Annotated in this window: 12 protein-coding genes and 1 tRNA gene; 4 read left to right on the forward strand and 9 right to left on the reverse strand. The window is 71.7% G+C overall.

Features of this window, described 5'->3' with window-relative positions; all coding sequences use genetic code 11:
• Position 1: 1 nt before the first annotated feature.
• From SZN_RS17720 to SZN_RS17740, 5 genes are read right to left on the reverse strand one after another with little or no spacing between them, the layout of a single operon-like run.
• Positions 2–1,321: a class E sortase gene (locus tag SZN_RS17720; RefSeq protein WP_007496891.1), complete on the reverse strand. Its 1,320-nt coding sequence runs from the start codon at positions 1,319–1,321 to the stop codon at positions 2–4.
• Positions 1,318–1,956: an aminodeoxychorismate/anthranilate synthase component II gene (locus SZN_RS17725; protein ID WP_007496898.1), complete on the reverse strand. Its 639-nt coding sequence runs from the start codon at positions 1,954–1,956 to the stop codon at positions 1,318–1,320. The genes SZN_RS17720 and SZN_RS17725 overlap by 4 nt, the downstream gene beginning before the upstream one ends.
• The gene (locus SZN_RS39790) at positions 1,953–2,114 is read right to left on the reverse strand and encodes a hypothetical protein (RefSeq protein ID WP_007496904.1); all 162 of its coding nucleotides are present in this window, start codon (positions 2,112–2,114) and stop codon (positions 1,953–1,955) included. The genes SZN_RS17725 and SZN_RS39790 overlap by 4 nt, the downstream gene beginning before the upstream one ends.
• Before the next feature lie 53 nt (positions 2,115–2,167).
• Complete coding sequence (locus SZN_RS17735; RefSeq protein ID WP_007496910.1) at positions 2,168–2,875, reverse strand: class E sortase; 708 nt, start codon at positions 2,873–2,875, stop codon at positions 2,168–2,170.
• Positions 2,876–2,894: 19 nt separating this feature from the next.
• Positions 2,895–3,671 carry a DUF881 domain-containing protein gene (locus SZN_RS17740; protein ID WP_078508703.1) on the reverse strand — a complete coding sequence of 259 codons (777 nt, stop codon included), beginning with the start codon at positions 3,669–3,671 and terminating at the stop codon, positions 2,895–2,897.
• Positions 3,672–3,813: 142 nt separating this feature from the next.
• Here SZN_RS17740 and crgA point away from each other — a divergent pair, with 142 nt between their 5' ends.
• Positions 3,814–4,068 carry a cell division protein CrgA gene (gene crgA / locus SZN_RS17745; RefSeq protein WP_007496912.1) on the forward strand — a complete coding sequence of 85 codons (255 nt, stop codon included), beginning with the start codon at positions 3,814–3,816 and terminating at the stop codon, positions 4,066–4,068.
• Positions 4,069–4,391: 323 nt separating this feature from the next.
• Here the strand turns inward: crgA and SZN_RS17750 are convergent, their stop codons facing one another.
• Both SZN_RS17750 and SZN_RS17755 read right to left on the reverse strand, forming a co-directional pair.
• The gene (locus tag SZN_RS17750; RefSeq protein ID WP_007496913.1) at positions 4,392–5,279 is read right to left on the reverse strand and encodes a rhomboid family intramembrane serine protease; all 888 of its coding nucleotides are present in this window, start codon (positions 5,277–5,279) and stop codon (positions 4,392–4,394) included.
• 106 nt (positions 5,280–5,385) lie between these two features.
• Positions 5,386–5,919, reverse strand: coding sequence for a peptidylprolyl isomerase (locus tag SZN_RS17755; protein WP_007496915.1), 534 nt, complete (start codon positions 5,917–5,919; stop codon positions 5,386–5,388).
• A 326-nt stretch (positions 5,920–6,245) separates the two neighbouring features.
• Here SZN_RS17755 and SZN_RS17760 point away from each other — a divergent pair, with 326 nt between their 5' ends.
• Entirely contained in the window at positions 6,246–6,959 is a 714-nt protein-coding gene (locus tag SZN_RS17760; protein WP_007496918.1) for a DUF5324 family protein, read from the forward strand.
• Between the two features lie 495 nt (positions 6,960–7,454).
• Here SZN_RS17760 and SZN_RS17765 read toward each other — a convergent pair.
• Positions 7,455–7,527: transfer RNA gene (locus SZN_RS17765), tRNA-Ala, on the reverse strand.
• Between the two features lie 181 nt (positions 7,528–7,708).
• Here SZN_RS17765 and SZN_RS17770 point away from each other — a divergent pair.
• Together SZN_RS17770 and SZN_RS17775 are read left to right on the forward strand one after the other, a co-directional pair.
• Complete coding sequence (locus SZN_RS17770; RefSeq protein WP_007496919.1) at positions 7,709–8,257, forward strand: DNA-binding protein; 549 nt, start codon at positions 7,709–7,711, stop codon at positions 8,255–8,257.
• A gap of 243 nt (positions 8,258–8,500) precedes the next feature.
• Positions 8,501–10,183: a serine/threonine-protein kinase gene (locus tag SZN_RS17775; RefSeq protein WP_007496921.1), complete on the forward strand. Its 1,683-nt coding sequence runs from the start codon at positions 8,501–8,503 to the stop codon at positions 10,181–10,183.
• Positions 10,184–10,215: 32 nt separating this feature from the next.
• On the opposite strand, the gene SZN_RS17780 is transcribed toward SZN_RS17775, so the two are convergent.
• A partial coding sequence (locus SZN_RS17780; RefSeq protein WP_341865585.1) for a hypothetical protein occupies positions 10,216–11,555 on the reverse strand: 1,340 nt, incomplete at its 5' end.

The following is an 11,555-nucleotide window of genomic DNA, read 5'->3' on the forward strand; positions in this document are numbered from 1 at the left end:
CTTAGTTGACGAGCGCATCCGGCTTGCCCTTGCTGCGCGGCCGTTCCTCGACCATCTTGCCCCAGACGATCAACCGGTACTTACTGGTGAACTCCGGTGTGCACGTGGTGAGTGTGATGTAGCGGCCGGCTTTCGTGAAACCCGACCCCTTCGGAATCGGCTCCAGCACGCTCACGTTGCTCGGCGACGTCACCGGCAGGATCGACGCCATCTTGTACACGTAGTACGTGTCCTGCGTCTCCACGACGATGTCGTCGCCGGGCGTGAGCCGGTTGATGTACCGGAACGGTTCGCCGTGCGTGTTGCGGTGCCCGGCCACCGCGAAGTTGCCCGTCTTCGCGTCCGGCATCGCCGTCTTCAGCCTGCCCTCCGAGTAGTGCCCGACCATGCCCCGGTCGAGCACCTTCTCCTTGCTGATGCCCTCGGCGATCGGCACGACGACGTCCAGCTTGGGGATGGTCAGGAGCGCGAAGCCCTGTCCGGCCTCGAAGACGCCCGGGTTGCGCTTGCCGTCGGCCCACTCGTCCTGGAGGCTGCTGGCCGCCCGCTGGGCCTGCGCGTCCGCCTCGAAGTTCGTCCACCACAGCTGGTAGCTCACGAACAGCAGCATCACCACGCCGGTGGTGATGAAGACCTCGCCGATCGCCCGGCTGGCGAGCACGGCGGGGCCGGGCCTGCGCGCGCGGGCCTGCCGCCGGGCCTCCATCCGCGAGAGGGGGGCGCCCGAACTCTCCGGGTCCGTCCCGGCGCCGTCCCGGGGGGAGCCGCCCGGACGCCCGCGCCGCCCCTTGGCGGCCTTCCTGCGGGCCGCACGGCCGCCCGTGGGGGTTCCGGCGGCGGGAGAGGCGGCGGAACCGGGAGAGGGCGCCAGAGGCCCGCCGGCGGCGCCCGGACCGGCGATCCGCAGCGCCACGGTCTCCTCGTCCGGCGGCTGCATGGACCGCTCCGTGTACGGCTCCCGGGGCGCGGGTGCCCGGCGGCGCCGGACGGGCTCGGCGGGCGCCCCGGGGGCCCGGCCGCCCTGGCCCCGACTCCCCTGGCCCTGACTCCCGTGGGGGCCGCCGTACCCCTGGCCGCCGTAGGTCTCGGCGCCGTACCGCTCGCTGCCGTAGCCGTCGGCGCCGTAGGGCTGGGCCGGCTGCGCCTGGGCGGCCTGTCCGTGGGGGGTGTGGCCGTCGCCGTACCAGTCCCCGAGCGCGGCGCTCCCCGCGTACGGCTCGTACCCGTACGGGGCGCTCTGGTCGCCGGTCTCTCCGTGGGAGCCCGCAGGGGACTCGCCGTATCCGGAGCCGGACTCGCGCTCGGGGCGCAGCGCGGTCACGCCGTGGCCCTGCCCACCACCGGGGCGAGCCCCGTCGACCTCGCCACCGCGCCCTCGTCGCCGCACTCCACGAGCCAGTTGGCCAGCATCCGGTGCCCGTGCTCGGTCAGGACCGACTCGGGGTGGAACTGCACGCCCTCGACCGGCAGTTCACGGTGGCGCAGGCCCATGATGATGCCGTCGTGGGTGCGCGCGGTGACCCTGAGGTCGGCCGGCACCGTCCCGGGCTCGGCCGCCAGCGAGTGGTAGCGGGTCGCGGTGAACGGCGAGGGCAGTCCGGCGAAGACGCCCTCGCCCCCGTGCTCCACCGGGGAGGTCTTGCCGTGCAGCAGCTCCGGCGCCCGGTCCACCACACCGCCGTACGCCACCTGCATGGACTGCATGCCCAGGCAGACGCCGAAGACCGGCACCCCGGTCGCGGCGCAGTGGCGCACCATGTCGACGCACACCCCGGCCTGCTCGGGCGTGCCCGGACCCGGCGACAGCAGTACGCCGTCGAAGCCGTCCTGGGCGTGTGCCGTCGCGACCTCGTCGTTGCGCAGGACCTCGCACTCGGCGCCCAGCTGGTAGAGGTACTGGACCAGGTTGAAGACGAAGCTGTCGTAGTTGTCCACGACGAGAATGCGCGCGCTCACTGGTTGTCCACCGTCACATTGTTGAAGGGCAGCAGCGGTTCGGCCCACGGGAAGACATAGGTGAACAGGACGTAGACCACGGCCACGACCAGCACGAGCGAGAGGAACGCCTTCACCCACGCATTACCCGGCAGATGCCGCCAGATCCAGCCGTACATGCCGTCCCTTCCGTCGCACCACGGCACCAGAGTCTCGCCGTACAGCCACCAGACTAACGGCGCAACGCCTTCGGTTTCCCGGCCTCCACGGGCTGAGTGGAGTCCAGATGGGCCCACACGATCAAGCGGTAACTGTGGCCCCATTCCGGTTCGCACGTGGTCAGCGTCAGATAGCGGCCCGCACGCGTATACCCCGACTTACGGGGCACGGGGTCGATCACCTCAACGTCGGTGGGCACAGTTTTGTAGGGCCCTTTGTCGATCCGGTACGTGAACCAGGTCGTGCCGTCGGTCAGGACCACCGCGTCACCGGGGCGCAGCCTGGGGAAGTCCTTGAACGGGTCGCCGTAGGTGCGCCGGTGCCCGGCGACGGAGAAGTTGCCCCTCTGGCCGAGCTGGGCGGTGTTCGCGTAGTGGCCGAGCCCCTTCTTGAGGGTGTCGAGGTCGGTCCCTTCGAGCACCGGCTTGTTCCACGTGAAACCAAGGCGCGGGATGTACATGATGGCGAACGGCTCACCCGCGGCGTACGGCGCCGGCGTGGGCGGACTCGTGGCCGTGCCCGGATTCCGCGCGTCACCGGGGGCCGCGGGGGAGGGACGCAGCGCTCCCTGGGCCCACTGGTCCTGTAACCGGTCGATCTGGTCGCCCATGTCGGTGTCGGCCCGCACACCTGTCCAGAACAGCACGTAGACGACGAAGAGGACGATCACCGTGCCGGCGGTGATGCACAGTTCGCTGACGGTCCTGACCACGAGGCGCACCGGCAGCTCCAGAGGGGGCTCACTCCACGGGCTTGGCGTACTGCAGATCCACTGTGCCCGAGTAGCCGGGCAGAGTCACCGGCCCGTCCTCGGTGACTTTCCAGCCGAGCCCGTAGACGTTCACGTAGACCATGTAGTTCTGGAGCGCGGCCGAGTCGGCGAGCGCCTGCTGCATCTTCGCCGGGTCCCCGACCGCCGTGATCTTGTACGGCGGTGAGTAGACCCGGCCCTGGAGGATCAGGGTGTTGCCCACGCAGCGCACGGCGCTCGTGGAGATCAGCCGCTGGTCCATGATCTTGATGCCCTTGGCCCCGCTCTGCCACAGCGAGTTCACCACGGCCTGGAGGTCCTGCTGGTGGATGACCAGGAAGTCGGGCTGCGGCTCGGGGTAGCCCGGCAGCTTGGCGGTGGCGTCGGGCGGGGCGTCGTTGAGGGTGACCGTGATCGCCTCGCCGGTCACCTTCTGCGTCCCGGCGTCGCCCTCCAGCGCGGCCAGCCTGGCGTCCTCGGCCCTGGTGCTGCCGTCGTCGCGCTCGGCGAGCGCCTCCACGTCGTCGCGCAGGGCGGCGTTGGCGTCATCGAGCCGGCCGTTGCCGTGGCTGCGCTCCTGGATGAGGTCCGACAGTTTCAGCAGCGAGGCGTCCGTGCGGATGTCGGTGCCCTTGGCCGTGTCGAAACTCGTGAAGAAGATCAGACCGGCCAGGGCGAACACGGCGGCCGTGAGCATCCGCACGGGACGAAACCGGGCGCGGCCAGGACTGGATTCGGTCCCGGGGGAGTCGGCAGAATTGCTCAACGTACCCTTATCTCCTTCGGCGCCGCGGAAGCACTACGCTAACGGACGCCCGGGGGAGCCTTTCAGAGTCCCCTTGTACGCTGCCCCGAGCCCGACCGAGTTCCCTGCGCGGCCACGCAGCGCATCGACAGGAGAGACCCTCGTGCCGAAGTCACGTATCCGCAAGAAGGCCGACTACACGCCGCCGTCGTCCAAGCAGACGACCGTCATCAAGCTGAACAGCCGCGCCTGGGTCGCGCCCGTGATGCTGGCCATGTTCCTCATCGGCCTGGCATGGATCGTCGTCTTTTATGTGACCGACGGTTCACTGCCCATCGACGCGCTCGGAAACTGGAACATCGTGGTGGGCTTCGGCTTCATCGCCGCCGGATTCGCCGTCTCCACGCAGTGGAAGTAGCGGTCGTCACGAGCCTGGTGGTGGCGGTCGACGCGACGGCCACCACTCGGTGAACCCAGCTCTGCCCATGGCTGTCCGCTGAGTTATCCACAGCTGTTTTCCACAGTGTTGAAAAAGAACGACGATCTGTGGATAACCCCTCGGGTGTTGACGCCGGTATGACGGAACTACCGACTCGCCCACCCCCTTCGAAAACTTGTTCCCCCCTGCCTGACCTGCGAAAACACTGATCGGCGACAGGGGGCACAGGTGTTCCCGCACAGTCTGCACAGGATCCGCCACCCGCTGTGGACAACGCGGGTCCCCACCCGTGAAACCCGTGCTCAGGCGAGCTGCATCGTCCTCAGGACGGTCATCACGACGACCGCCGCCAGGACCAGCGCGCAGGTGCCGTACTGGACGAGGGCCCGCCGCTCGCGCGGGGCGTGCACCATCGCGTAGCCGATGATGACGCCGGCGACGAGACCGCCGATGTGCGCCTGCCAGGAGATGTTGAAGCCCGGCGCGAAGGTGAAGATCAGGTTGATCACCAGCAGGGCGATGATCGGCCGCATGTCGTACTGGAGGCGGCGCAGCAGGACGGCCGTCGCGCCGAACAGACCGAAGATCGCGCCCGAGGCGCCGAGTGACGCGGTGTGCGGATCGGCCAGCAGATAGGTGAAGGCGCTGCCGGCGAGGCCCGAGCAGAAGTAGAGCGCCAGATAGCGGGCCCGTCCGAGGGCCGCCTCCAGGGGGCCGCCGAGCCACCACAGGCTCAGCATGTTGAACGCGAAGTGCCAGACGGCCTCGTGCGTGAACATCGAGGTCACCAGGCGCCACCACTCCCCCTCGGCCACACCCTGGGTGGGCTGGAAGGGGGCGGGCGGCCAGGACCCGATGAGATACAGGTCGTTGCGCAGCGACTGGCTGCTCTGCACCGCGATGAAGACCGCGAGATTGACGGCGACGAGGATCTTGGTGACCAGCCGGGGGTCGGCGGCGATGCTCCCCCCGGCGATCGTGCGGGGGCGGGAGGCGTCAGGGGCGTGTCCGGTGCCGGAACCACTGCGGACGCACTCCGGGCACTGGAAGCCCACCGAGGCGCTGACCATGCAGTCGGGGCAGATCGGCCGCTCGCACCGGGTGCAGCGGATACCGGTCTCACGGTCCGGGTGGCGGTAGCAGACCAGCGGGGTGTGCGCGTCCTGCGGGCTGCCGGCCTGCTGCTCCATGAGGTCCCCTGGGTCGTCGTCGGCGGCGATGCGCGTCCCGTGGGCACCGCCCCGCCCATCCTTACGGACGAGCGGGGCGTTTGGTTCCCCCGGGGAGGTGCCGGGTTCAGCCCTCGCGCTTCTCCACGGTCACGGACTCGATGACGACGTCGTTGAGCGGCCGGTCCGTGCGCGGGTTGGCCGGCGCGGTCGCGATGGCGTCGACGACCTTCTGGCCGGCCGCGTCGACGACCTCGCCGAAGATGGTGTGCTTGCGGTTCAGCCACATCGTCGGCGCGACGGTGATGAAGAACTGCGAGCCGTTCGTGGCCGGCCCGGCGTTGGCCATGGCCAGCAGGTACGGCCTGTCGAAGGCGAGGTCCGGGTGGAACTCGTCCTCGAACTGGTAACCGGGGCCGCCGGTGCCGTTGCCCAGCGGGTCACCGCCCTGGATCATGAAGCCGCTGATGACCCGGTGGAAGACCGTGCCGTCGTAGAGCCTGGCCGTGGACTTCTCGCCGGTGACGGGGTTGGTCCACTCCCGCTCGCCCTGGGCGAGTTCCACGAAGTTCCTGACCGTGATCGGCGCGTGGTGGGGGAGAAGCCGGACCTCGATGTCGCCGTGGTTGGTCTTCAGGGTGGCGTAGAGCTGCTCGGCCACGATCTGCCTTCCGTTGTCTTTCCGTGACGCCCCGATCCTCGCACGGACCGCGGCTCCCGTGCCCCGGCTCCCGTTCGCCGCGGGACGACCTCTGCGATCCCTCGCGGAAAACGCGCCGAGTACTCCCGGGACGGGCGCGCGCGGCGGCGAACCGTGGCATTGTCGACGACAAGCGACTGTTGCCCCTATTGATCCGCTATTGCTCTCGATCAAGCAGTTCCGGCACCCAAATGCCAGCCCCTGCATGCCGCTCAGTGTTCTGACAGGCATGATCCGTAAAAGGGTGGAAAGTCGAATTACCGTACGCCACCGAGGAGGAGGAACCCGTGACCCGCATCGACAGCGTGCGCGCCGCGACCGGCTCGGCGAAGGACAGCGTGCTGCACGCCGCGGAAGTGGTGGCGCCCTACGCCGACACCGCCAAGGACAGGGCCGCGCACTACGCGCACGAGGCACGCGTACGGCTCGCGCCGATGGTGACGCAGGCCACCGAGCAGGCCCGCGCCCAGGCCCGAACCCAGTACGGCGCACATGTGGCACCGCGTCTGGAGCAGGCCCGCACGCATGTACCGCCGAAGGTTGACCAGGCCGCGCACGACGCGGCCGACCGCACCCGCAAGGCGGCCCGCCAGGCCGCCGACTACTCACGCCCGAGGATCGAGCAGGCCGTGGCCGCGGCCGGCCCCGTCCGCGACGAGGCCACCGCGCGCGGTGCCGCCGCACTGGCGGCCCTGCGCGGTCAGGTCTCGGCCAAGGACATCGAGAAGATGGTCCGCAAGCACCAGCGGCGCGCCAAGGCGGGGCGCGCCGCGAAGAAGCTGGCGATCATCGGGCTTCTGGTGGGCGGTGCCGTCGCCGCCTGGAAGTGGTGGGACAAGCAGGCCAACCCGGACTGGCTGGTCGAGCCGCCCGCCGCGACCGAGGTCCCCGAGTCGGGCCGGCTGACGTCGGTCGACGGCACCGGTCAGGCCGTTCTCGACCCGGAGGTCGAGGCCAAGGAAGCCGAGGAGGAGGCGGCCCGCAACGACGAGGGCCGATGACACGAGGGCGTCGCCGCCGCGAGGACGCCGAGGGAATGAGGGCACGGATCCGGTGACGGCCGGTCCGGTCCGGTCAACACCGCCGCGGGGCAGGAGACTTGAGTTCTCCTGCCCCGCGGCGGTGTTTCACGTGGAACATCCGTCATGCCCCGGGCGCACCCCTCGTTCACGGCACCGCTCCCGATGACGTTTGCAACGGACGGCCGCCGCGGATCGCATCCGTACGCCCTTGACGGAGCGCGTTTCTCTGATTACCCGACCGGCTTCACGCCAGCTCACGCCGGTGTCGCCCGCCGGCGCGAACCGGCCGGGACGGCGTCGCACCCGCGTCTGCGAGCCCGGCGGAGATGACCACTGCTCACGTTTGCGCAAACATGTGCAACGGCGTACCCCTCCGTCACGTGACACACGTCACGCAGGGGTGCGTCCGCACTCCGGAGCCGGGAACGCAGAGACCGGCCAGCAGCCACTGAGGCGTCTGACCGGTCCGAGGTGTGGAGCCTAGGGGAGTCGAACCCCTGACATCTGCCATGCAAAGACAGCGCTCTACCAACTGAGCTAAGGCCCCGGAAGGGAAACGTCCGTCCGGTACGGCCACGTACCGGCGGGCGCCGCTGACCAGAGTACCGGGTCGCCCCCCGTATCTCGCAAAAAGATGGGGGGTCCCTAGGAACGACCACTCTCCGTAAGATGCTCGGCGTGGTTCGCTACAGCGAACCACGGTTCTGGGGAAGCGATGGGGAGACGCAATGGACGCCGCACAGCAGGAAGCCACCGCAAGAGCGCGGGATCTGCAGCGGAACTGGTACGGGGAGCCGCTGGGGACGCTCTTCCGTAAGCTCATCGACGATCTTGGTCTCAACCAGGCTCGTCTCGCGGGGGTTCTGGGACTGTCCGCACCGATGCTGTCGCAGCTGATGAGCGGCCAGCGGGCGAAGATCGGCAATCCGGCCGTGGTCCAGCGGGTGCAACTGCTGCAGGACCTGGCCGGACAGGTCGCCGACGGCAGCGTGAGCGCCGCCGAGGCCACCGAGCGCATGGAGGAGATCAAGAAGTCGCAAGGGGGCTCGGTGCTCAGCAACACCACGCAGACGACCAGCAGTTCGGGGGCGCCCACGGTCAAGCGGGTGGTCCGCGAGATCCAGTCGCTGCTGCGCTCGGTGGCGGCCGCGGGGGACATCATCGAGGCGGCCGACAGCCTCGCCCCGAGCCACCCGGAACTGGCAGAGTTCCTCCGGGTGTACGGCGCGGGCCGCACCTCGGACGCGGTCGCGCACTACCAGTCCCACCAGAACTGACCCGGAGGCCCGGTCGCCGGAGGGGGTTCGGCCACCGGGCCGCGGGCGGCGCGAGGGGCGCGTACGAGGGGGTCGTACGCGCTCGTCGGCCGGGCCGGACGGGGAAACACCGCGCACGGGAGCTCCACTGGACGTGCCTCTCATCGGGGAACGGTCCGAAGGCAGGTCCGCGAAAGGGAGTCGCAGCGCCCTGGGCGGGGGAAGCAAGGGGGATGACCGCAGGGGGAGGAGCGAAGCACGGCCATGGGTGAGGTCTTCGCAGGCCGGTACGAACTGGCCGATCCGATCGGGCGCGGAGGCGTCGGCGCGGTCTGGCGTGCCTGGGACCACCGCCGCCGCCGGTACGTGGCGGCCAAGGTGCTCCAGCAGAGCGACGCGCACTCGCTGCTGCGGTTCGTCCGCGAGCAGGCCCTGCGGATCGACCACCCCCATGTGCTGGCGCCCGCCAGCTGGGCCGCCGACGACGACAAGGTCCTGTTCACCATGGACCTGGTGGGCGGCGGCTCGCTGGTCCATCTCGTCGGGGACTACGGCCCGTTGCCGCCCCGGTTCGTCTGCACCCTCCTCGACCAGCTCCTCGCCGGGCTGGCCGCGGTCCACGCGGAGGACGTCGTCCACCGCGACATCAAGCCCGCCAACGTGCTGCTGGAGGCCACCGGCACCGGCCGCCCCCGGCTGCGCCTGTCCGACTTCGGCATAGCGATGCGGCTCGGCGAACCGCGCCTGACCGAGACCAACCTCGTCGTCGGAACGCCCGGCTATCTCGCGCCCGAGCAACTCCTGGGCGCGGAGCCGGACTTCCCCGCGGACCTGTTCGGCACGGGCCTGGTGGCCCTGTACCTCCTCGAAGGCGCCAAGCCGGACGCCAAGGCGCTCGTGCAGTACTTCGCCGCCCACGGGACGCCCGGCGCTCCCCAGGGCATCCCCGAGCCGCTCTGGCAGGTCGTGGCGTCGCTGCTGGAGCCGAATCCCGACGCGCGGTTCCGCACCGCCACCGGCGCGCGCAAGGCCCTCGCCTCGGCGGTGCAACTGCTGCCGGAACCCGGCCCCGACGACGAACTGATCGAGATCTTCGACCAACTCGGCTCGCTCCCGGACGGGTTCGGACCGGACGGCCCCCTCAAGCAGGCGCCCGGTGTCATCTCCGGCACCGGCGCCTCCGGCGCGTTCGAAGGCGGCTCGGTGGGGGTGGTCCGCAACGGCCCGGTGCCGTCGGGCACCGACACCGGGTCGCCCGGCGCGCCCGCCTGGGGGCCGGGTCCCGGGTCCGCCGGCGTACGCCCCTGGGGACCCGGCACGGGACGGGATCCCCGCGAGGGGGTGGCGGGGGTGGGCCCGTCCTCGGGCGCGCTCCCGGCCCAGCCGCCGCCCCGGCCCGCTCGGGCGCCGTCCACACCCTCCCGGCCGGGCGCCGACGACACCCCGCCGAGCATGTCGGACACCGGAAGCTTCCTCCTGCCCCCGCCGGAGCCCACGGACGCCTCTCCGCGGTCCGAAGCGCCCCCGCCCCCGCCCCCGCCGCAGTCGCCGCCCGCGGCACCGGGGTACGCGCACACGGACCAGGCGCGGCAGAGGCAGCACGCGCTCCCCGCCACCCCCTACGACGGCACGCACGTCCTGTCGCCCTCCCGGCCGCGCCCCCACCCGCAGCCCCCGCGCCACCCGTCCGAACCACCGACCCCGCCCCCCACGCCCGGCCCGGCCCCCGCACCGCTCCCGCTGCGGCCCGTCGACACGGCCACCGCCGCGTACACCGCTCCGAACCCGCAGGATCCGCCGTCGGCGCCACCGGTCGGACAGCCGCACCGCCGCGGTGGTCACCGTGCCGCCCGCCGCCCGGGTCCGCCCGCCAAGGTCGCCGTGCCGCTCCTGCTGCTGGCACTGGTCTGCTACGCCGTGGGCTTCTGGGCGCTGGCCCGCCTCTGAGCCCCCGGGAGCCTGACCGCCCCGGAACGCTCCTACCGCGCCCCGGCCCCGCGCCGCGCGGCCAGGAACCACACCCCGAGTCCCCCCAGCACCACGGTCCCCGTCCCGAGGCCGCTCACCGCGAGGACGGTCAGGGCGGTGTCGCCACCGTCCCCGCCTCCGCCCCGGTCCCCGTCCGCCGCGAGCGCGCCGCCCGCTCCGGCGCCGGCGTCCCCGCTCCCGGCGTCGAAGACCCCGCGCGGCTCGAACTCCCCCGCGTAGCCGGGCCCCGCCGCCGTGGTGCCGTCCACGCGCACGCGCAAGGTCAGTGTGAACGGGCCCTCGCCGTACTTCCCGGCCACCCCGGCCGCCAGGTGCACCACCACGTAGTAGTCCCCGGCGAAGCGCACGGCGCTGATCCGGTCGGGTGCGGCGTACCGGTTCCCGTAGGCGACCGGCGGCACGGGGTCGAGCACGGCGGCCCGCTGCCCGCCGTCGTAGTTCGCGCCCGCGTCGTCGACGAACCCGCGCGCGGGGTTGTACAGCGCCAGACTCAGCGCGCCCGCCACATAGCCGTCACCGCTCTCGGACCCGGCCAGTTCGGCCGTGGCGGAGAACTGCTCCCCCCAGGCGAGCGGCACCTTGTAGAACAGCGTGCGGCCGGGCGTGATCGCGGAGCTCCACACGCCCTCCGCGACCGGCGCCGCCGAGGTGAACCCGGAGCCGCCCGCGCGCGGGACGGCCTCGCCGGTCACCGGGGCCGCCGGCGCGGAGTTCCAGCCGCCGGGCGCGGTCGGTGCCGCACCGCGCCTCAGGGCGGGCTCCGAGGCGGCGAAGAGCTCCAGGTCCCAGGTGTCCGACGCGGACAGCGCCGTGCCGAGCCGCTGGACGAGCACGCGGTACGTGCCGGCCTCCTTGCAGCGGGGCCGGTTGGCGGAGATCTCCCGCGACCCCCACGCGGCGATCGGACGCGCGCTGCGGACGGCGCCGAACGTCGTGGTGTCGAAGGAGCAGGAACGGCCCTCCGCGTCCTGGACGGACACCTTGACCCCGTCGCTCGCGGCCACGGCGCTGCCGGGGGGCGGAACGACGGTGGCGGAGACGTACACGTCCGACGTGGCGTCGAGGTCGAGGCTGAAGTAGATCTGCCCGTCGCGCTCCAGCGAGCTCCTGTACGACGCTCCGGGCGTGAGGGGAGCGGCCTCCGCCGCGCTGGCCGAGCCCCGCACCGGCCGGGCGTCCGGCGCGAAGTCGTAGGGGCCGGGCGTCCCGGCCGCGAGCGCCGCCTGCCCCGGCAGGGCGGTCGCGGTACACAGCAGCAGGGCTCCCGCGACGGCCACCCGCGCGCGTGCCCGGCGCCGGCCGCGCCCCACTTCCGTCGGCGCACGCCGCG

The sequence above is a fragment of the Streptomyces zinciresistens K42 genome (genome assembly GCF_000225525.1).
Lineage (GTDB): Bacteria > Actinomycetota > Actinomycetes > Streptomycetales > Streptomycetaceae > Streptomyces > Streptomyces zinciresistens.